Source organism: Bartonella jaculi, from assembly GCF_039543045.1.
Taxonomy (GTDB): domain Bacteria; phylum Pseudomonadota; class Alphaproteobacteria; order Rhizobiales; family Rhizobiaceae; genus Bartonella; species Bartonella jaculi.
This window is the reverse complement of the sequence record NZ_BAABIZ010000020.1, coordinates 1-22,115: the sequence shown is the minus strand read 5'-3', so window position 1 is coordinate 22,115 and position 22,115 is coordinate 1. Positions and strand designations below refer to the sequence as shown.

General features: G+C 38.8%; 19 protein-coding genes and 2 tRNA genes. 5 read left to right on the top strand and 16 right to left on the bottom strand.

All coding sequences use genetic code 11. The features are described from left to right. Positions 1–663 precede the first annotated feature (663 nt). The 9 genes from ABD915_RS07050 to ABD915_RS07010 all read right to left on the bottom strand — a co-directional run bounded on the left by ABD915_RS07050 (position 664) and on the right by ABD915_RS07010 (position 6,736). Entirely contained in the window at positions 664–1,578 is a 915-nt protein-coding gene (locus ABD915_RS07050; protein WP_345116895.1) for a hypothetical protein, read from the bottom strand. Between the two features lie 2 nt (positions 1,579–1,580). After that, on the bottom strand, positions 1,581–2,468 hold the full coding sequence (locus ABD915_RS07045; protein WP_345116893.1) for a hypothetical protein: 888 nt from the start codon (positions 2,466–2,468) through the stop codon (positions 1,581–1,583). Continuing rightward, positions 2,461–2,709: a hypothetical protein gene (locus ABD915_RS07040; RefSeq protein WP_345116891.1), complete on the bottom strand. Its 249-nt coding sequence runs from the start codon at positions 2,707–2,709 to the stop codon at positions 2,461–2,463. Before ABD915_RS07040 ends, ABD915_RS07045 begins: the two co-directional genes overlap by 8 nt. A gap of 68 nt (positions 2,710–2,777) precedes the next feature. Continuing rightward, entirely contained in the window at positions 2,778–3,296 is a 519-nt protein-coding gene (locus ABD915_RS07035; protein ID WP_345116889.1) for a hypothetical protein, read from the bottom strand. A 128-nt stretch (positions 3,297–3,424) separates the two neighbouring features. Continuing rightward, a complete protein-coding gene (locus ABD915_RS07030; protein WP_345116887.1) occupies positions 3,425–3,580 on the bottom strand; it encodes a hypothetical protein in 156 nt (51 codons plus the stop codon). Further along, positions 3,577–4,485 (bottom strand): hypothetical protein, encoded by a 909-nt coding sequence (locus tag ABD915_RS07025; RefSeq protein WP_345116885.1) that lies wholly within the window; start codon positions 4,483–4,485, stop codon positions 3,577–3,579. The genes ABD915_RS07030 and ABD915_RS07025 overlap by 4 nt, the downstream gene beginning before the upstream one ends. An 88-nt stretch (positions 4,486–4,573) precedes the next feature. After that, positions 4,574–4,888: a hypothetical protein gene (locus ABD915_RS07020; protein WP_345116883.1), complete on the bottom strand. Its 315-nt coding sequence runs from the start codon at positions 4,886–4,888 to the stop codon at positions 4,574–4,576. Positions 4,889–5,433: 545 nt separating this feature from the next. Beyond that, positions 5,434–5,510, bottom strand: a tRNA-His gene (locus tag ABD915_RS07015). Positions 5,511–5,647: 137 nt separating this feature from the next. Then, positions 5,648–6,736, bottom strand: coding sequence for a quinone-dependent dihydroorotate dehydrogenase (locus tag ABD915_RS07010; RefSeq protein ID WP_345116881.1), 1,089 nt, complete (start codon positions 6,734–6,736; stop codon positions 5,648–5,650). A gap of 560 nt (positions 6,737–7,296) precedes the next feature. Here ABD915_RS07010 and mscL point away from each other — a divergent pair. Further along, a complete protein-coding gene (gene mscL / locus ABD915_RS07005) occupies positions 7,297–7,710 on the top strand; it encodes a large conductance mechanosensitive channel protein MscL (RefSeq protein ID WP_345116879.1) in 414 nt (137 codons plus the stop codon). A gap of 13 nt (positions 7,711–7,723) precedes the next feature. Here mscL and ABD915_RS07000 read toward each other — a convergent pair whose 3' ends face one another. From ABD915_RS07000 to ABD915_RS06990, 3 genes are all read right to left on the bottom strand, one after another. Continuing rightward, positions 7,724–9,037, bottom strand: a complete 1,314-nt coding sequence (locus ABD915_RS07000) for a PAS domain-containing sensor histidine kinase (protein ID WP_345116877.1) — start codon at positions 9,035–9,037, stop codon at positions 7,724–7,726. A gap of 330 nt (positions 9,038–9,367) precedes the next feature. Continuing rightward, positions 9,368–9,640, bottom strand: coding sequence for a hypothetical protein (locus ABD915_RS06995; RefSeq protein WP_345116875.1), 273 nt, complete (start codon positions 9,638–9,640; stop codon positions 9,368–9,370). Between the two features lie 451 nt (positions 9,641–10,091). Continuing rightward, on the bottom strand, positions 10,092–12,650 hold the full coding sequence (locus ABD915_RS06990) for a DNA translocase FtsK (RefSeq protein WP_345116873.1): 2,559 nt from the start codon (positions 12,648–12,650) through the stop codon (positions 10,092–10,094). 442 nt (positions 12,651–13,092) lie between these two features. Between ABD915_RS06990 and ABD915_RS06985 the strand changes: the two genes are divergently transcribed. The 3 genes from ABD915_RS06985 (at position 13,093) to rpoH (ending at position 16,592) form a co-directional block, all read left to right on the top strand. Next, a complete protein-coding gene (locus ABD915_RS06985; RefSeq protein ID WP_345116871.1) occupies positions 13,093–14,523 on the top strand; it encodes an aldehyde dehydrogenase family protein in 1,431 nt (476 codons plus the stop codon). A 32-nt stretch (positions 14,524–14,555) separates the two neighbouring features. Further along, positions 14,556–15,560, top strand: coding sequence for an RluA family pseudouridine synthase (locus ABD915_RS06980; RefSeq protein ID WP_345116869.1), 1,005 nt, complete (start codon positions 14,556–14,558; stop codon positions 15,558–15,560). A gap of 147 nt (positions 15,561–15,707) precedes the next feature. Further along, positions 15,708–16,592: an RNA polymerase sigma factor RpoH gene (rpoH, locus tag ABD915_RS06975; RefSeq protein WP_345116867.1), complete on the top strand. Its 885-nt coding sequence runs from the start codon at positions 15,708–15,710 to the stop codon at positions 16,590–16,592. Positions 16,593–16,751: 159 nt separating this feature from the next. On the opposite strand, the gene ABD915_RS06970 is transcribed toward rpoH, so the two are convergent. The 3 genes from ABD915_RS06970 to ABD915_RS06960 form a co-directional block, all read right to left on the bottom strand. Beyond that, complete coding sequence (locus ABD915_RS06970) at positions 16,752–18,179, bottom strand: hypothetical protein (protein ID WP_345116865.1); 1,428 nt, start codon at positions 18,177–18,179, stop codon at positions 16,752–16,754. Positions 18,180–18,418: 239 nt separating this feature from the next. After that, on the bottom strand, positions 18,419–19,711 hold the full coding sequence (locus ABD915_RS06965; RefSeq protein WP_345116864.1) for an adenylosuccinate synthase: 1,293 nt from the start codon (positions 19,709–19,711) through the stop codon (positions 18,419–18,421). A 391-nt stretch (positions 19,712–20,102) separates the two neighbouring features. Beyond that, positions 20,103–21,266 (bottom strand): phosphoserine transaminase, encoded by a 1,164-nt coding sequence (locus ABD915_RS06960; protein ID WP_345116863.1) that lies wholly within the window; start codon positions 21,264–21,266, stop codon positions 20,103–20,105. A gap of 402 nt (positions 21,267–21,668) precedes the next feature. Between ABD915_RS06960 and ABD915_RS06955 the strand changes: the two genes are divergently transcribed. After that, positions 21,669–21,744: transfer RNA gene (locus tag ABD915_RS06955), tRNA-Phe, on the top strand. Positions 21,745–21,870: 126 nt separating this feature from the next. On the opposite strand, the gene ABD915_RS06950 is transcribed toward ABD915_RS06955, so the two are convergent. Then, complete coding sequence (locus ABD915_RS06950; protein WP_425548195.1) at positions 21,871–22,089, bottom strand: hypothetical protein; 219 nt, start codon at positions 22,087–22,089, stop codon at positions 21,871–21,873. Positions 22,090–22,115: the final 26 nt, after the last annotated feature.

Genomic DNA, 22,115 nt, shown 5'->3' with positions numbered 1-22,115 from the left:
TAAAAACGTATCATAGAATTTATGAACTGTTATGAATGATAGCTGCTTTTCATTTCATTTGAATGACACATGCGTTATAACATTTGCATCATGATTGGCTTTTTATGGTCTACTCATACATGGCAATTGTTTATAAAAAATGATCAAATGAATCACGTATAAAAGTGTGGATTCTTAAGTGGATTCATATAAAATAGTTGCACTCAACATATTGACTTTATTGTATTTTTTATGATAAAATCTTTCCTGCTTGTCCGAAATAGATCGCGCAAGCGAACTGAAGGGGCGCATAGGCACCTGAAAGCGTAAAAAAAAGAAATCAACCCGGACATCCCGTTGCATAATCGGATGACCAAACCCTAGCCAGGGTTTGTCTTTGCAATAATGCGTTACCACCACCTCAAGATTCCCAGCTTCAATCTCATGGAGGATAATAGAAAGGAGGACACTAGAAAATCACATGATAGCATATTTGCAGGCTCCCATATGCGCGGGGCCAGTGGTACACCCTCTCCCCAATTAGTGCAGAAATGACGTCGCTCTTGGTACTGGACGCGTTACGTCGGTGCTAACCTTCTCTATTTTTTTGCAGAACAGAAAGCGCGTATCAGGCTCTCTAGCCATACTTAGAGTACGCAAAGTTATTCATCACTCTACAACACCTTAAGCGCGCAATTTTATGTTTTGTATTAAAGGATTTTTGCTTTCAAAATATACGAACAACATCACACAAAGTAGAATAAACAAGCTGCCCCCAACATTAAACCAAACCTTGCCTGTAACCAGCACTGTTGCACCGAAACAGTTACCAATAGCGTGGACAAAAAAAGGCGCACACGCATAAAATTTAGAGTGCGTAACAACACCACGATACGCCAAGCATGTATTGAAAATATGCATGAGTATGACGCTCATTAAAGCACACAAAAAAATACTCGCTTGCGTCCAGGAATAAAAAATTACATATTCACTGGCTAATAAGCTAGATCGAATAATCCAGCCATTATAAACAAGGAAAGGTCCTAGCGCCTTATAAACTAATTCGCATAAACCCCAGCCTATGCCAATATTCAGCGGCAAACGCCACAAAAAACTAGGCGAGCACCGATAAAACTTAGTAACTAACCAACGACGCATAGCTTCTTCTGCTACAACAGAAAAAACCGAAAATGTTAAAAATAAAAAAACAAGCGCCAGCCCCTGCTCTGCACGACTCTTGGTTTCAACAATACTCATCATATAAAGCGTTTTTATTACAGATTGCTCCCAAAAAGCAATAAGCCCGCCAGCAATGCAGCTAGCAACAAACCATCCCACAGCACCAGCGATAACCAATTTGAACTTCAGAAAATGATGAAACACACATAGAAGAAAAACAACGCCAAGCACTTGCAGTAAACGTAAGGCATCAAGTTTATGTTCTGTTTCCGAGTAACGCCATACTAACAGAACAATCACCCCAAAAACTATGCCGCTCAACAGCACATTTATCCAACTAAATGTAGAGCGAAAAAATTTATAAATGACAGCGCCATAAATCAAGCCTGCGAGAAGCGAAGCAATAAATAAAACCAACATTATTATGCCCCCTCATTTACTACAGCGTAACTGCTATTTTTCTTCATGGATAATCTGTCTTGCACAAAATCATAAATTTGCCGCATAAGAGCAAACATAAGAATAGTAGCGATTGTATAATGCCCAATTGCAAGAAGTTCTGGCTCAGCGGCCCGCCATGAAAAGCGCGCCCAAGCCGCCAAGCATTGTAAAAGCAGGATAAGAATAAAAAAACGCCATTTCTTGTCAAGGCAAACCACAAGCATTAAGAAAGTTGATAAGAGACTCAGACCTATAATAAACGCATAATATATTACCGTCTCAAGTAAAGAAAGTAAGGCGTCCCTATCAAGACTAAAGGCCCCTTTTAGGATTTTCACAGCTTCTGGTAGAGATGTAAGCAGTGCAAACCCTATCGCAGCCCCCCAAATCCCCATTCCCACGCCCAGTGCTGCCTCTATACCATTGCCATTATCTTCTGCCACCCAATGAGAGAGCAAAAAAAACTGCATAATCGCCATGCCTATAGGGAATAGACCAACAGCAAAAACAATATTAGGCGTACTATAAGCAGAAAAATCAAAAATCAAACTGCCTATCATACGCATAAAGCCGTGTAGAAAAAAAATCAAAAGCACATAGCAACCAGCACTTGACCCAATAATCGCCTTCGTACCTTTAAACGCTTTAACCAAAGAGAGTAACCAGCGGTACCCCAATATAAGCGAAAGCGCCAAAACATAATAAGGAAAATAACTCGCAGCGCTATAAACATAAAGAAAAACAAGACACAAAACAACGAGCAAGAAAACCAAATGTTCAACCAATGTTTTTTTCTTCATCAAAGGAAAAATAATCAGCACCAGACAAAAAACGGCGCCGATAACAGATAATGTCAATTTGTCAAGCATTATTGTAAGCCTCAAAAATAGAATTTATTAATATTGCATAGCCTGAAGAAATGTCAAACATAAACAAAAGACCAACCGAAAAATGAATTACAAAAGGCAGATAGGAATAGACCTTGCGCTTATCTTGGAAACCAAGATACATAAAGCGCGTATTTACAACATGCATCAATACAATCATGCCCGCGGCAATAAGATAGCTGATCGCTTGTGGACAAGATTCAAATGCGACATAGCCCACCATTTGTGGCGCCCTATCAACACGGTAATTCAAGTAAAGAAAAAGAGCTGGGAGGGTCTTATAGCATAAGTCTAGAACACCCCACAGCCCAGCCCGAAATAAAGGACCTCACGCGCAGCTAATTCTGGCTTATATACGCGAAGCAACCACAAACGCAAAAGCTCCGCAGTTAAAACTGATATCAAAAGGATAAAAAAGGGATAGTTTGCAGCAACCAAACTCATGTAATGCACCACCTGCTGCTGGCTATTATTAGCAGCAGACAAAGCAGGCAATGGCAACAAAGAGCTCAAATATATAAAACCTGCCCCAATACACAAGGCAGCAACTGCACCACAGAATCCAAGAACTAAATATTTATATAAGTAGCGCTCGTGCAGAATTAAAAGCATGCCAAGATAACATACCAAAAGCAAAGATAAGTCTAGAAGTCCACTTTTACTATGTGGATAAGCGAAGATGATAGCGCAGGAAAGGCCAGCTAGCCCCCCAAAAATGACGCGCTCGCCCAACAACCCATTGTTTTTAAGGACACGAGGGCTGGAACTTATCCCAAAACTAAGCAGCATTCCAAAAATTAAGTCAGACATAAAAGCGCCTTGCCCTCCCAAGCATACCAAGATATTATTGCGGGAGAAAAACTCCCTGCTAAAAGGCTGATAGCGTACCCCTTAGCAAGGCCTTTACCTTGTTAACAAAGCTAGGTCAAACAACAATTTCACCACTTAGAGCGAACACAATCCCAACCAGCTTTAGCAATACTCGCGGATGCACCACGGACCCCGGCTACTATTGCTCCAGAAACTGCCCCTCTTGGAGTGGCTGCTCTAGGCTTTAGGATAACCCAAAGAACTATAGTCTCCTGTCTTCTCACTCAGTTTTCCTTTTAAACGGGTTAATCACGCTAAGCTTCACATTCTTTGATTTAATGTAACGCGCATACACATAAACAACATACATCAAACAAATCCAACTTCTAACCATTCCATAGTCATCATCTGTATGAACAAACGCTACATAATAAGAAACAAAGAGGCTAAAAAACAGCTCTGCAAGAACATCAAGGACCAACCAATAATATTTCTTTGTAGTAACAAAGAGAACCATCAAAAATGTCAAAAAAACTTGGCCCGTTAGAATAGCGAAACCAAATACTGCATAATCAAACATTTTTTTCACTGCCTCCCTGTTTGCAAAACCTATCTGTTGATAGATTTCTCGAAGGTCTGATAACAGCAGTGATGACACAAAAAAGACACCTATGGCAAACCCACAGCCAATACAAATGCTTAAATCTAGCACTGACATAGATTTTTCCTTCAAAGCTTTAGCAATTAGGACATAGCGAGCCACCCCTATCATCAACGGAATAATGAAAAGCAGATAAATATAGCCCGAAAGCTGCAGATCAAAAAAATCTAACAGAAGGTCATCACTCATAACAATAAAACCAGCTGCGATGAAAAAAATGGGGCAACTTGCGATAATGGCCAAACTAAAGCATTTTATATTGTTTACTATATTGGGTATAAATTCAATGCAAAAAGAAAGAAAGAACATAATTATAGCAACATGAGAAGATGTTATCGACACACCGACTATATACTCAAAATACTCAAAGGCATAAATGAGAGGAAGAGCAACCAATGCCGCCACTATGAATGCAACCATATTCTCCCTGCCTAACATGATTTTTCCATTAATAGCAATAGTTTTGAGGAATAGATACATGACAAACAATAGACAAAAATAAGCGAGCACTAAACCAAACGCGCCCATAGCTTCTCCTGTGCAATATTTCAAACATAAAGGTGGCACCTTTTACAGTACCACCGTTCTAGGCTTTAGGATAACCCAAAGAACTCCATCAAAAGTGCGTCAACATCCCACGACCTGAATTAGTAAAAGATTGACCCAAAAACTGTGTGCCACACTGGAGACCAGCCAGACCATAACCAACATAACCGCCTATGGGGCCTCCGAACTTATCGCCTACACTTTGCCCAAAGCTTGCTGTGGCCATTGCAGCATAAGGATTACGCCCTACCGCTGCTCCTAAGACAAAACCACCCACAAGGCCAACGTGACCACCATACTGGTTACCAAACGCATAACCAGAGTTATATTTGCTATTAAAATTATCGGCACTACAATAATCGTACGAACTACTTGAAAATCTCATTTATTTTCTCCAATTTAGTGTATAAACAAACTCCCCCAAGGTTACTTATGCCCCGCGCCAGAATGGCTTACCTATAATCAACCACCGAAACACCCCCTGGAGATATGAATGCACTTTCATGCAAGTTCATATTTATAATATAGAGTTACAAAGTCAAGGATAATATGTCAAAAATATGGCATATTTTAGTAAATTTATGCTTACTTATTTTATGTATTTAAACTTAATAGTTTATATTATGAACAATAATAATGAAAGGCAAATAATATTCTCTTGGTTTACAAAATATACTAAAAGTATATAAATATAATGATAGAGATATTTATTATTGCAATTGCAATCAGAATCATAAATTTAGTTAACCCATTTATATTTCAAGCGATTATTGATCGTATCATTCCGTTTTTGGCAAAATTTGAGAAAAATCATCCACGCAAGGTCTCTGCTCCGTGACGGCTCACACGCAAAAAAGCCCGCCAAGCACAGCTTTTAACCGCCTCACAAAACGCCAACAATAAGAATTAGAAAAGTTGTAACAAGATAAATGGTACGGTTGGTGGGATTTGAACCTACGACCTCTGGTGCCACAAACCAGCGCTCTAACCAACTGAGCTACAACCGCATAAAAGTAAATGTACCATAACTGTTCACGAGTTTGTAAAGAGTTATTTTCTGTTTATGTGACATAAGGAAGATCAAAAGAGTTTGCAAGCCCCTTTAAAAAAATCTCATAGTTTTCATCAAAAAAAAATAGTTTCCTCACAAAGGAAGTGCACGTTTTGCCCAATCTTCAACACTCTGATCACGATAAGCTTTTATGCTATCAACCCCATCTTGCTGCATAAACTGCAAAATTTCTTTGAGAATAGTTACTACAAGATCTGGTCCCTCATAAACCATCCCACTATACAATTGTACCAAATCTGCACCAGCTTTTACTTTTTCCAAAGCTGTTTGTGCATCTTTTATGCCACCAACGCCAATAATTGCAATGTCCTTCCCTAATTTTTTACGCATTTTTGCCAATACAGTAGTAGAAAGCTCAAAGAGTGGACGCCCAGAAAGTCCCCCCTCCTCAGTACTTAAGAGGCTATTTTTAAGTCCTTGGCGTGAAAGGGTGGTATTGGAAACAATAAGACCATCAAAATCAGAATGCTGTATTTCTTCAGCGATATCATCCAACTCCTTTTCCGATAAATCAGGAGCAATTTTTAAAAAAATAGGAACAGAAAATCCATGCTTTTCCTTTTGTATACCACGCGCTTGTGAAATCGCATTTATCAAAAGCCGTAAACTCTCACGCATCTGTAAATCACGTAAGCCCGGCGTATTAGGCGAAGAAATATTTACTGTAAAATAATCAGCAACATCATAAAAGTGAGCAATACCAGCAGTGTAATCATCGATCCTATTAACCGTATCCTTATTCGCTCCAATATTGATCCCTACGATCCCATTCCGTTTATATGAAAAAAGTCTGTTGTAAACAATTTGATGCCCATCATTGTTAAAGCCCATTCTATTAATAAGCGCTTCATCTTCTATTAAGCGAAAAAGCCTTGGCTTTTGGTTTCCAACTTGCGGTCTTGGCGTAACTGTACCAATCTCAGTAAAACCAAATCCTAAACGTAAAACAGCCTCTATAACCTCTGCGTTCTTATCAAAACCAGCAGCAAGACCAATAAAATTTTCAAACTCAAGGCCTGCAACAATTACACATAAACGCTTATCAACGATCTTCTGACAACTGTTCAAACCACTTTTAAGACCAATAATTGCTAAACGATGTGCATACTCTGGATCCAACATAAATAAAGCAGGACGACCAATACAACGAAAGAAACTCATAAATCTTTCTCCATACAATAAAAACTGTCCTTCGCATCTTCTTAACACTAAAAACTATAGATCAAAAGAACACACTCTTCCCCTCAGGAGATAAATCTCCACGGCAAAAAACTTACAATGTTATTAACAATCAAATGTATATTTGCAAATACTAAACCCACGAGGGCTTTTTTCCTTATAATTCCCTTCCTTTTTCTGAAATTATCCAGACATTAAAATTTGAACAATCCGTCAACAAAATCAGACAGAAAATAAAAAACATTATAATAATTCCCTTGAATAACTTTATAAATCAAGCACACTTTTTTCTTATATCTTCAAAGAAGAGCGAATATAGTTTTTTGATAAAAAACTTCCCGTCAGTTTGACACTCTATAAGAGGCTTCAGCATCAATCAAAAAAGCACCTCACTCAAATCCTTCAACACACCATAATACTCTGGAAAAAAATTTTAATATTTGTAATATAACACTATAAGAAAATAAAAACCGCCCTTTCCTTTTTTATCAAAAGCGATAGTTAAGCTTATCATATGTCGCATACACAAAGGGGAAAACACAATGCTTAAAGAATTCAAAGAATTTGCCCTAAAAGGTAATATGATTGATCTTGCTATTGGTGTGATCATAGGGGGGGCTTTCGGTGGCTTGGTTAACTCACTTGTCAATGATATTTTTATGCCAATCATTGGTCTTGTCACAGGTGGGATTGATTTCTCTAACATGTTTATTCAGCTTGCCGGTGAAAAACAAGCTACATTGAACGCCGCTAAAGAAGCGGGAGCAACCATTAGCTATGGTAACTTTATAACTTTACTTATCAATTTTCTCATTATTGCTTGGGTTCTTTTCCTCTTTGTTAAAGGAATGAATAAACTACGCCGAAAACAAGAAGAAGAAGAAAGCTCAAAAAAAATGTCTCTGGAAGAACAACTTCTGTCAGAAATTAGAGACCTGTTAGCTAAGAAAAAATAATCCATGCGTAGATTTACTCATGAAACACGGGAAAAAACATTTCTACAGTTGTTCCATGATTGGATTTCGAAAATAATAAAAATTCGCCGCCACTCTCTTCTACCATTGCCTTACACATCGGTAATCCTAAACCAGTTCCAATAAAAGCACTGTCACCAGATCGGCCATCTTTGCGCTTTACTTGGCCATAAGGTTGCAGTGCTTGCATAATCTCTTCGTCACTCATCCCTACACCATTATCACTCACTGAAATCTTCACTCGCTCACTTTTCCCATAAGAAACGTGGACAATAATTTGCCCCCCTGATGGGGTAAAACGGATAGCATTGGCAAGAAGATTCCATATAATCTGCCGAAATACTTGTTGTGACACACAAATAAATGGCACATAAACTGGTGCAACAATGCGCATGATAATACCATTACGATTAGCTTGTGTTTCAAGAAAAGCTATACTAGCACGCAAACAAGATATCACATCAAATGTTTCAACTATAAGGGGCGTATTGATTTGGTTATTTGAGCCAAAATGATGTGCTTTCGAGCACTCTAGTAATTGATTTACCAGCGATAATATATGTTTTCCAGATGAGATAATATCGCGTAAATATCCGCGATAACGCTCATTGTCTATCAAACCAAAACGGCCATCCCTCATAATTTCTGCAAAACCGATGAGAGCATTCAAAGGTGTTCGCATTTCATGGACAACTCCAACCATTTTATTTGCTTCTGCTTTGTTATCTAAAGGGAGAACCGTCCCTGTCAGATTATGCAGCATAACAGCATAATTGTCTTGGTGTGCCAAAGGTACAATTATCATAGAAACCGTTATATTCTTTTGGCTTTTCGTCAATAAATCAGCTGTCTCACCGCGATTGAAAACCTGATTTTGTTTTTTTAAACGGATTAACTCAAAATATTTTTCAACCAAAGATCGGCTTTGCAAAGTAAATAATGATGATAATGGCTTGGAAAGTAATTCATTTATTTCGTAGCCAATTAATACCAAAGCAGCACTGCTAACTGATTGAATGCAGCCTTGTCCATCCAACCACAAAACGCCATCAGTTGCTGTATCCAACAATGATAAAACCGCTGCTGGTTCTTTTATAAGAGGTTGCTCTATGACATTTCGAGGCAATGTCTTTGTACATGGCAACTGAACCGACGTTTTTTCAACCAAATGTTCCCCCTCTCCTGATAACTCCAATTCACCACGCAACCGTTCTGCAATCTCACGAAAAGCTAAACGCTCTACCTCTGAGAGACTTGATATTTTTATATTTGGCTTTTCAGCCCTTTCCTCTTGTACTTTTTCTTGCATCTTCAAAACACCAAAGCCACGAAACCCTTTAAACCGCTGTTTGGCATCAAAATTTGGGCAGATAATTCAACATCAAACCACTCTAAACAACTCTCAGCAATCTGCTTACTCCAAAGCATAACCGTCTCAATAAAACCACTGAGTACTCGTTTCACTCATCATTCAATCTATCGACAAGTTCATGAAAATGAAATCCTAAAATAGAGAAGGATAAAAGCCCAATAATTTCCCCTAAATCTTTTGAACCATTACAAAACCGCCCATTTTTATCCATTTTCCAAGTAAAACGTCATGGCAAAAGTTCTTCTTCATAGTTTAATTCATCTGCCTTTAATGACGCACATAAAACCAAAAACTCACTGGTTTTATTTTTAAGCAAATAATGCTAACTTGTTTACTGATACCTCCTATGGATAAAATGGTCTTGACAGACATCTCATTATCAATTGTCTGTAGCAAAATTTTGACCCTTTTATCAACAAAACAAAAATGAGATGAAGCTTCTAATACAGTTGCGTTTTCATCAATCACCGCAACAGACATAACCGCATCATCCAAATCAGTAATAAGAAAAATATCTTCTTCCCGAGTAACTTCCAGCAAAAACGCTTTGTCTAAACTCATATAACATTAAAAGAAATGGCAAAAAATTCAGCGGTACCCTTTAAACCACTCAACGCAACAGAACTTTCACTTTGCGCCCCCCTTAGCATTCTTGTGCTGCTCTGCTTGGTCAAAAAAGAGCGTTTTTGAATCATAGCCACTAAAGAATATTTTTACAATCAGAAACAAGAACAAAAACTACCTCTCCACATATGAAGGCTTTGTTTAATTTCTTTACATTACAAATAATCTAAAAATGCCAAAGGCATTTCTGACCTCTCTTTGTATGAATCTAATCTCCCTGTATTTTTATATAGGACAGCAGTCCTGCTCTGTCGCTTCCTATCTAACTTTCTTGGTATTTTAAAATAAAAAATAAGGCGAGATAACTCTCGCTCTTACAAAATAAAATAGAGCTTTATCCCTTGAAATTACTCGTATTATAAACCCCTTAAAAATAAGCTTGATGATTATTGCATCTCTCAAGCAAAATTTCACGTTTACCAACATGATTTGCAGCCCCTACAATACCTTCTTCTTCCATCCGTTCAACAAGAGAAGCCGCCTTATTATAACCGATTGCAAGTCGACGCTGGATATAAGATATTGAACATTTCTTATCGCGCATGACAATTTTAACAGCTTGCACATAAAGCTCTTCACTATCCTCATCAAAGTTTTCTGTTGTAACAGCTTTAGTAACAGAATCAGACGCTTCTAAGTCGTTATTATTGTCTTCACTATCCGTTACCGTTGCTAAATAATGAGGTTTTCCTTGTCTTTTAAGATGCGCAACCACAGATTCTACTTCATTATCAGAAACAAAAGGGCTATGGACACGTACAATGCGCCCACCACCAGCCATATAAAGCATATCTCCTTGCCCCAAAAGCGTTTCAGCACCTTGTTCTCCCAAGATTGTACGACTATCTATTTTCGATGTTACCTGAAAAGAAATACGGGTCGGAAAATTTGCTTTAATCGTACCGGTGATAACATCAACGGAAGGACGCTGTGTCGCCATAATAAGATGAATACCAGCAGCACGCGCCATTTGTGCTAAACGTTGAATAGCATTCTCAATTTCTTTACCTGCTACCATCATGAGATCAGCCATTTCATCAACAATGACGACAATATAAGGAAGCTGCGTCAAATCCATTGCTTCTTCATGATAAAGCATTTCACCACTTTCTTTATCAAATCCAGACTGTACAGTGCACATAATCGTTTCGCCATTTTTCACGGCCAGTGCAACTCGTGCATTGAAACCATCAATATTACGTACACCTAACTTAGCCATTTTACGGTAACGCTCTTCCATTTCACGCACTACCCACTTTAAAGCTGTCACAGCTTTCTTTGGATCAGTTACAACGGGCGTGAGAAGATGTGGAATACCATCATAGACAGAAAGCTCCAACATCTTAGGATCAACCATAATGAGGCGGCATTGCTCTGGCGTCATGCGATAAAGGATCGATAAGATCATTGTGTTAATTGCAACAGATTTTCCTGACCCTGTTGTGCCTGCAACCAATAAATGGGGCATTTTTGCTAACTCTGCAATGACAGGCTCACCGTTAATCCCCTTCCCTAAAGCAAGAACTAATTTAAATTGGCTGTCACGAAAAGTTTTTGATTGGATTAATTCACGTAAATAAACAGTTTCACGAACTGCATTTGGCAATTCAATTCCGATAACATTGCGTCCAGGAATCACAGCAACACGCGCAGAAATAGCAGACATAGAACGAGCAATATCATCAGAAAGACCAATAACCCGCGACGATTTTACCCCTGCAGCGGGCTCAAATTCATACATTGTCACCACTGGTCCTACGCGAACATGAATAATTTCTCCCTTAATCCCAAAGTCTTCTAAAACGCTTTCTAAAAGTCCAGCGCTGCGCTCCAATATTTCTTGCGAAATAATTTTATCATCCTGAAAGATAGGTTCCTGTAATAAATCAATCGGAGGAAATTCATAAGTATCATAGTCAAGTGATTGAGAGTTTGACATAGAAGTAATGCCATGATCATATAATGATATCCTAGCAGCTGGCTGTGTATTTTCTCTTTCTTTTACAGGCAAATCTATCGAGCTTTTTTCTACACTGGCTCCCATACAATCAGCAATATTATTAGAATCATTGATAAACTTAGCAGCCTTGCTTGACTGAGGAACAGATAGCTTTTGGATCTTCTTAATATCTGTATTGTCTTCAACAATAGGCTTAGAATGACACTTTTGAACCTCTTCAACAGTATCCTTTGTATGTATTAAATGGGAAATTTGCTCAATTCCCTGACTATCCTCCATTAGAGATTCTGATATAATGGAATCGTAAAATTGTGGAAAACGGTATTCAAGAACACGGTAAAGATCAGTTATTGACTCATCAAAAGCAGAAGCCGTATCCGATGCAACCTCATCACTTGTGAAATCAATCGGTGCTACGTCTTCTTCTGTAATTTTAGTGTCGACCTGTCCTAATATAAAGGATTCACACTCAAAAAATGCGTCATCGGAAAGATGAAAAACAGCCTTTGTTTCTTGCACCACATTTTTTACTTGTAGTGTATGCTCCCCTGCACCTTCCTCAAGCGGCGTAAGGACAGTTTGCCGTGATAACTGTTCCAAAACTGCTGAATGACAAATGGAGGCTTTATTCTCTATCGATCGAGGATTAATCACTCGTTTGGTTACTGAAAAATTTGTTTTTTTCGTGTGATAATTAGAGTTCGTAAGATTTTTTCGTTCTTGCTTGGTAAAAACTTTAAACTGTTTCGCAAAAACAGGATCTGTTTCTATACGACGACGCAGAATCTCAACTTCTGGTGTTCGCGTAAAACGCACGTTCTTTCCGAGCGTGAACGCCTTTTTCCATACTTCCGGATAAGGAAATATTTCAACAATCTTTGTAGATGAATCTCTTTCTGATGCACCTTGTGCACTCTCATCAGAAAAAGAAGGCATAGAAATGGATTTTGTTTTCGAATTATGCATGACACCCAACAAACTTATAGCAATGAGAATAATTACTGCTTCAAAAAGAATGTATAGAGATTACACTACGAAGGTTAATAACCTTTTGCTGGCTGTCATTTTTTTTAAAAATAACGCTATAATTCCTCTCTATAATGTCCCTTCCTCGCTCACTGCATAAATGATAAAATTCACGCTCTTATCTAGCTATATTTCATTGTTTTTAAAGAAAACTCTATGATAAAAAACGCCCATATTTCTCTTTCATTCCCCTTTCATAAAAATAATAAGTACAAACAATACAAAGAGTTATGAGATATTTTTTTAACTCTCCATGCTTCGTTGTTATAAAATAGTCCAATTTCTTTATCTTTGATAAGATTATCCTTGTTATCCTTGTTAAAAAAGGTTCAAATAGGACATCACTTAACAACACAACAATAAAAAAGTAAGGGAGTGAATTATGTTTAATAAGCGGAAATTTTATATCAATGGTCTATGGGATGATCCAAGCACTCCGCACGATCTACACGTCATTGATCCGTCAACAGAAGAAGCTTGTGCCATCATTAGCCTTGGCAGCAGACAAGATGCAGACAAAGCAATTAATGCTGCTAAAGCAGCTTTTCAAAATTGGAAAACAATCCTGCCTAGTGAGCGTCTTAGATTCGTTGAAAAAATTTTAGAGATCTATGAAAAACGCTCAGAAGATATGGCAAAAACCATTTCAATGGAAATGGGAGCACCTATTGATATGGCACTTAATGCACAAACAGCAACTGGTAGTTCCCATATTCGCAACTTTATCAAAGCCTATAAAGAGTTCTCGTTCCAAAACATTTTAGTCAAAGGGAACGAGCAAGCGATTCTTCACTATGATCCTATCGGCGTCGTAGGGTTAATTACTCCTTGGAATTGGCCTATGAATCAAGTGACTCTTAAAGTTATCCCGGCTCTCTTGGCTGGCTGCACTATGGTGTTAAAACCCTCTGAAATTGCTCCTCTTTCTGCTATGCTCTTTGCTGAAATTTTAGATGAAGCCGCCCTACCTGCCGGCGTTTTTAATTTAATCAATGGTGATGGCGCTAATGTTGGCTCTTACCTCTCTTCTCATCCAGATCTAGAAATGATCAGCTTTACCGGATCAACTAGAGCAGGAAAAGATATCTCTAAAAATGCCAGCAACACTTTAAAACGAGTCTGTCTGGAACTTGGAGGCAAAGGCGCTAACATCATCTTTGCTGACGCCGATACAGACGCTATTCAACGTGGTGTACGACACTGCTTTTATAATAGTGGACAAAGCTGTAATGCACCAACACGTATGCTTGTGGAACAAACCATCTATGATAAAGCTATTGAAATAGCAAAAGATATCGCCGAAAAAACAAAGGTAGGATCAGCACATCAAGCAGGAAATCATATTGGTCCCGTCGTTTCAAAACAACAATACGATAAAATACAAGATCTTATCCAATCTGGAATTGATGAAGGTGCAACACTTGTCGCAGGCGGAACTGGTTTACCAATGGGATTGGAGCGCGGTTATTATGTCCGCCCAACAGTCTTTGCCAATGTGAAACCTCATATGCGTATTTTTCGAGAAGAAATCTTTGGTCCAGTCCTCTCTATCCTTCCCTTTAATACAGAAGATGAAGCCGTAGCCTTAGCCAATGATACTGAGTATGGTCTTACAAACTATATACAATCGCAAAATCGTGACAAATGTCGCCGTATCGCTGCGCAAGTACGGTCTGGTATGGTAGAAGTTAACGGATATGGATTACCCAGTGGAAGTTACTTTGGAGGCGTCAAATTTTCTGGACGTGCCCGTGAAGGCGGTCACTGGGGAATTAAAGAATTTCTTGATACTAAAGCAATTTCATACTGGTAAAAAGGTTTTATTAAAAACTTAATAGGAATCGTATGGTAACACAGCAAATAACGGATGAAGGTGCTCTTGGGCAAAGACTCGATCAGTGGCTAGCAAAACAATATCACAATGCGTTATCACGTTCACGCTTGCAAACCCTCATCCGTGAAGGCTATCTTAAAGTTGATGGTCAATGCGTAAAGGAACCAAAAACAAAATTAAAACCTAATCAAATTATCGAACTGACAATGCCTGTTCTTCGTGATGCAGAACCTAACGGTGAAGCCATCGCATTGGACATTCTCTTTGAAGATGATCATATCATTGTCATCAATAAACCAGCTGGTCTCGTTGTTCACCCCGGTAATGGAAATTGGACTGGAACATTAGTGAACGCCCTTATCCATCACTGCGGCAATAGTTTGTCTGGTATTGGGGGCGTTAAACGTCCTGGTATCGTTCATCGTCTCGATAAAAATACAAGTGGAGTTATGGTTGTTGCAAAAAATGACCTTGCTCATCAAAGCCTCAGTGCCCAATTTTCTGACCATGGACGTACCTGTGCATTAGATCGACGGTACCATGCCTTGATTTGGGGATCTCCCAGCCGTAATATTTTGACAATTGATACATCCCTTGGACGCTCTCCCCATAATCGAACAAAACAAGCTGTTATCCATAATCAAAATCCACATGCTCGCCACGCTGTGACACATATCTCTCTCCTTGAAAAATATGGAACTCATGCAGATTCCACATCTTTGGCTAGTCTTCTGGAATGTCGTTTGGAAACTGGACGCACGCACCAAATTCGTGTTCACATGGCCCATATAGGACATCCACTCGTAGGGGATAGTGTTTATGGAAATGCTTTTAAAACAAAATCAAACACACTCAATCCCATCATAAAAAATGTGATCGATCAATTTAACCGACAAGCACTCCATGCAATCAGTCTTACTTTTGAACATCCAGCTACGGGTAAAATTATGTCGTTTTCTTCCCCTCTCCCGCAAGATATGGCTGAACTTATCAAGCATTTTAAAAAAATGAAGTGAAACTTTTAGCCTTCTCATGATTTCACAATAAAATATCTCTTTTTGAACAAAATTAAAAATTATGGTAAGGTGAAGTACGAGAGACATTATAATGTCGAAAAATGGAATTTGCCTTATCAGGGAATTCATACCAAAGGAGGGTGCTATATGGCCCATATGAATTTGCTATCAGTGACGACAGGTGACGGAGGATTAAATCGTTATCTAGAGGAAGTGCGTCATTTCCCGATGCTTGAGCCAAAAGAAGAGTATATGCTGGCTCAACGTTATCGTAAATATAATGATTTAAAAGCTGCACATAGATTGGTAACGAGCCATTTGCGCCTCGTAGCCAAAATCGCGATGGGATATCGTGGTTACGGATTACCTATTGGGGAAGTCATTTCAGAAGGAAATGTTGGGCTTATGCAAGCTGTTAAGCGTTTTGAGCCAGAACGTGGATTCCGTCTCGCAACCTATGCAATATGGTGGATTAAAGCATCAATCCAGGAATATGTGTTGCGGTCTTGGAGTTTAGTAAAAATAGGGACGACTGCCAATCAAAAGCGCTTGTTTTTCAATCTCCGTAAGTTAAAAAGTAGACTTCAAGCACTTGATGGTGGAGATCTCAATGCAGAACAAGTGACAGAGATTGCAACAAGGTTGAATGTCACAGAAGATGAGGTTGTATCAATGAACCGTCGGCTTGGTGGTGATACTTCGCTTAATGCCCCCCTTCGTACAAAAGAAGGTGAAAGTAGCCAGTGGCAGGATTGGTTAGTGGATGATTCCGAGAATCAGGAAGAAACTTTAATCGAACAAAATGAATTGGAAAATCGGCGTTCCATGCTCACACACGCCATGGATAATTTGAATGAACGAGAAAGGCGTATATTTAAAGCACGTCGTTTAAGCGATGAACCGCTGACGCTAGAAGAGCTCTCAAGTGAATTTAACATCAGTCGGGAACGTGTAAGACAAATTGAAATGCGTGCATTTGAGAAAGTACAAAACTCTATCAAAGCTTCTGCTTTATCTCAAAGACAGATATAGAGCTCTCAAGAGAGGGGATAGCCAATGGTGTTGCGCGGCATTCTTTAAGTCTAAGCGAAAACTGGCTTACATTGGCTTTCTGCCCTTAAACTAAGCGACTGAGCCCCTTTTGTGAGTGGGAGTTTTATTACGACCTTTTATCTCGTCCACACCAGTGCTTTATTTTTTCTTACCAAGAACTGTTGGTTTCTCTGATTGTGCAAGCCATTGTCCGATGACGTCATTAAAAATAGCCTCACCTGTTGGCCCTTTTGCAAAAGTCAATTCATTTACACGTCCGTTTTTATCAGTCAATACCAAACGTACCCAATCCAATTCCCGCATCAATTGTAAATTGCGGTTAAGAAACGGATGATTGCCGCTTAATGCTACAAGAAAAAAATCATCGTGAATTTTCGCGGCAACAGTCCTTGTTAAAGCTTGCCCAATGGATTGTTCACTTGCTTTAAAAGTTAATGCTTGAACATTGCTTATAGCTTTACCTGAAAATTTATCAGAAAGAATAAAAATAAGATCCATAATATACGCGGCAGGGAAAGACAGATCCGTATTACGACGTAAAATTAACCGTAATGATAACCCTTTATCTGGAATTGTTATATCACCTTGAATAGCCGATTCTTCTGGGGCCCCCTTTCCACGAGACTCTTTTATAAGTGTCCAACGTGCACTCCCTGTTGCTACTTTTTCTGCATCATAATCCGTACGCGCTTGATAAAAAATAGCCTCACCTAGTTGTTCATTTGACTGCAAATTGCTGGAAACAATTTTTGAGGTTCCTTCTTCATCTGAAGAACCTGCAGTGTAATCTAAGCCAACATCAACTTCGCTCCCATCCTCTAATAAGCGTTTCGTTAACTTTTTGTTAACCGAAAGTGTCCTTGGTAGTCCATGAGAAATTTGAATATTTTCCCCTGACAATTGATGATCATTTGATACAAATACACGTCCACAAACAAAATAAATACCTATAACCAAGGTGATAAGACTGGCAACAACAGCAACACTTATCACAATACGCTTTTGCATCGACGACCTATTAGCACGACGCAAAGCTTGAGAAAAAATATGCGAAACAATATGCGTATTATCTCCTTGAGCAGGAGAAGCTAAAGGTGAAGCCTTTAACGTATTGTTATCAACATGCTGAGAGGACACATAAGCATCCATACTGACCAGCTCTGCATCTGGTACACCTGATACAGAAAGCTCACCAACTGCTCCTTTGTCTTTTAGACTTGTAACAGAGTCTTGTCTTCCTTCTGTTTTTACTACTGAAAATTCATTACCTGGTGGCAGTATAGAACTTTGTGTGTGCTTTTCATCTTCAGCTATACCTGTAGGACTCCACCCAATAACTGAAGAAAGCAGCTTCTTTTCAACCGCTAAATATTCTTCTTCAACAGTTTCAATAGCACTTTGTAAAACCTTTCTTTGCTCATCTGCTATTACTTGTGGTATTGTCGCTGCTATAAATTGATGTTCTAGTGTTTCGATAGCTCGTTTATAGACCCGCTTACGCATTTGTGGTGTAATATTATTTTGCGCATTAATTGCCTTTTTTAAGATTCCAACGAAATCTACCATATTCTCTATAATCTCTCTCAAACTGAGAAGAAAAATCCCAGCCCTCAGGCCTTCCCTTATTTTAGCCTTCTAAATTGATTGTCATTTATATTGATACAACTATCCTTGCAGTTTAAAGTGAATAGGAAAAATAAACAATGCTCTTTTGCACCTTTCTCTCCTTCTCTCCTATAAGTAGCTATTTGTAAGAAAAACACAGAGCCAAAATGAAAATCAATATGGAAACCTAAAAATAATGATTAATCTGCAAAGGGATCAGTGATAAGGATAGTATCGTCACGCTCAGGGCTGGTGGATAATAAAGCCACCCGCGTATTGATCAATTCTTCAATATAGCGTATATATTTAACAGCTTGCACAGGTAAATCTTCCCAACTCAATGCATGTGCTGTTGCTTCCTTCCAACCTTCCAATGTCTCATAAATAGGCTTCACACGAGCTTGAGCGCCCATGGAAGAGGGAAAGTAATCAATTTTTTTCCCATCAAGTTCATAACCAACACAAATTTTAATTTCATCCAAACCATCCAAAACATCAAGCTTTGTCAGTGCTATACCCTGAACACCGCAAACTGCTACCATCTGACGTACTAAGACAGCATCAAACCACCCACATCGACGTTTCCGACCAGTTACAACGCCAAATTCATGCCCACGCATTCCAAGAAATTCGCCAATATCATTATTAATCTGCTCTGTCGGGAATGGTCCTTCTCCAACTCGTGTTGTATAAGCTTTTGTAATACCTAAAACATAATGGATTGAATTAGGTCCCATACCTGAACCAGTACATGCTTGCCCAGCAACTGTGTTAGACGATGTCACATAAGGATAAGTTCCAAAATCATTATCTAATAAGGCACCTTGTGCACCTTCAAAAAGAACGTGCTTTCCCATCCGATAACTTTCATCTAAAAGACGCCACGTACAATCTATAAATGGCAGTATTTCATCCGCTACTTGCATCAATTCATCATAAAGTGCTTGAGAATTAATCTCTGCAACTCCCATCCCACGACGCAAAGCATTATGATGTCCCAAAAGTCGTTCAATCTTAGCCATGAGCGTATCAGGCTCCGCCAAATCTATCACGCGGATAGCACGACGACCTACCTTATCTTCATAAGCAGGGCCAATACCACGTTTTGTCGTACCAATTTTCAAACCCGATAGTCCACTTTCTCGAGTTGCATCAAGATCACGATGCAAAGAAAGAATCAATGGAGCATTTTCAGCAATACGTAAAATTTCTGGTGTAATTTTCACACCCTGATCACGTAGTTTTTTTAATTCTGCTACAAAATGATGAGGATCAACGACAACACCATTCCCAATAATTGATAATTTCCCACGAACTAAACCAGATGGTAAAAGCGATAATTTATAACTCACCCCATCAATAACCAATGTGTGACCCGCATTGTGCCCTCCCTGATATCTCACCACGATATCTGCCCGCTCAGACAACCAATCTACAATTTTACCTTTGCCCTCATCGCCCCATTGTGTACCAACAACTACTACATTGGCCATAACTTTCTCCATCGTGTTTGGTCAAACAAAACCAACATTCAAAAACAAACGCTCCTTTATAACGAAACCTTAGAGAAAGTGCGACTCTTCATTTCAGCTTTTTCCCAATCTTAAGGTGATTTAAATCTTCAGCTTCATGATAATAAAGGAAAACAATATAAGATATATCTTTATTCTCAATCAGTCATTTTTTCTGTAAAAAGTAGAAGAATTTAGAACTTTTGGTTGTTGCTTTTGCCAACATCTGACAAATTATTCATGGTCCCCCTGTCATTCCTTACAATCTGCGCGATGTTTAAAGATTTTTTTGTCTTATGTAAGAATACGAGAGACCATCATGGGCTCCCGTATTATTCTGGAAAAAGCCGCGTTATAAAACTTCCATCAGACTTTAAAGTCGCGCTTTTTCGACCTGAAATGCCCATTCAAGCCATTGTGTTAAAATTTCAATATCGGAATCCTCAACGGTTATGCCTGTCCAAATCCGAAGTCCTGGAGGAGCACTTCGATACGAACCAATATCATAAGCAGCACCTTCCTCTTCAAGACGATTTACTACCGCTTTTATAAAAGATGCTCGCTTTTCAATATCCAAAGCAGTGATAATTGGATCGACAATATCTAAACAAACAGATGTATTAGAACGCACTTTAGGATCCTTTGCCAAATATTCTAACCACGGTGTTTTGCAAACAAAAGCATCAAGTACAGAAAAGTTTTTAGCAACTCGCGCTCTTAATGCCGACACACCTCCCTGCGCCTTTGCCCATTTCAAGGCATCAAGATAATCTTCAACACATAACAGTGAAGGTGTATTAATTATCTCCCCCTTAAAAATACTTTCATTCAATTTGCCATTTTTTGTCATACAGAAAATTTGGGGTATAGGCCAAGCTGGAACATAACTTTCAAGCCGTTCAACAGCACGAGGACTTAAAATCAACATACCATGTGCAGCCTCACCTCCTAAAACTTTTTGCCATGAAAAAGTAACGACATCTAATTTTGAAAAATCAAGATTTTGAGCAAAAGCGGCTGATGTTGCATCACAAATTGTCAACCCCGCTCGCCTCTCTGGAATGAAATCTGCATTAGGAATACGCACACCAGAAGTTGTTCCATTCCATGTAAAAACAACATCACGATCAAAGTCAATTTGCGTTAAGTCCGGTAATTCGCCATAAGGGGCTTCAAAACGACGCACATCAGAAAGCTTTAATTGCTCAACAACATCTGCGATCCACCCCGAACCAAAACTTTCCCAAGCAGCCATATCAACGCCACGTTCGCCTAATAAAGACCACAAAGACGTCTCAACAGCACCAGTATCTGAAGCGGGAACAATCCCTATACGATAATCAGAAGGCACTTCAAGAACCTCACGGGTTAAATCAACGACCTCAGCTAGTCTTAATTCTGCTGCTCGCGATCGATGCGAACGCCCAACTAATGCTTTTTTAAGCACTTCAAGAGTCCAGCCAGGTCTCTTGCTACAAGGTCCTGAAGAAAAATTAGGATTATTTGGACGACAACTTGGTTTTTCTAACATTATCATGTTTCTCCCCTTTTATATGGCTTGCTTTTCTTTAAAGAAAAACAAATTATTATAAAGACTGCGCCACTAGTCCCCTGAGACAAAGATCAAAAATATTCTCTATTTATTTCGTAAGCTTAAAATACGTGGAAACCTTGTGAAAAACATTCCTCTCAATTATGTTTTCAGGTCGATTCTTTAAAAAGATTTCCTTGTGTCGTCACCACGATAAGACAGTATTTTGATAATAATACACTAACGTATTACAATATACCTATCAAGTTGATTTTATGGAAAGAGTAATTATAATTGCCCAGAATAAGGGAATAAATTTATAAAAAATCAATTATTTTTCTTTTGATGGCTGGACAGAAAAAATTTTAATGTTATAACCGCACACGTTTCACGTGTTTTGTGAAATGTGCCCAGATAGCTCAGTAGGTAGAGCAGCGGACTGAAAATCCGCGTGTCCGTGGTTCGAATCCGCGTCTGGGCACCATTTTCTTTTTTATTACATGTAGAATTTTGTTTTTATTATCTTTTTTAAAGATGAGGGACACTAGAATAAAAGCGAGGGAATAGTTTTTTTCAAAACGCCTCTACAGTATATTACGAATCAGGATTTTTAACTCTTTGTTATCCACTTTTTGAGGTGTGAGAAGATATTGTCTAGCGCGTCCATAATACGGGCAAAATCGATAATGAACATAAAGATAAAGAAGGCGCTCCACTTCATGAAACGCGACATCATCTTCAAACCTTGATAGGTGTTTATCATCTCATGAAGCAGCTGCTGTTCTTTTTCGCTGAGATCTTTATCCTTGTTACTTTCTTGTTTGGTCATGTTGCCAACCACATAAGCGTGCTCCC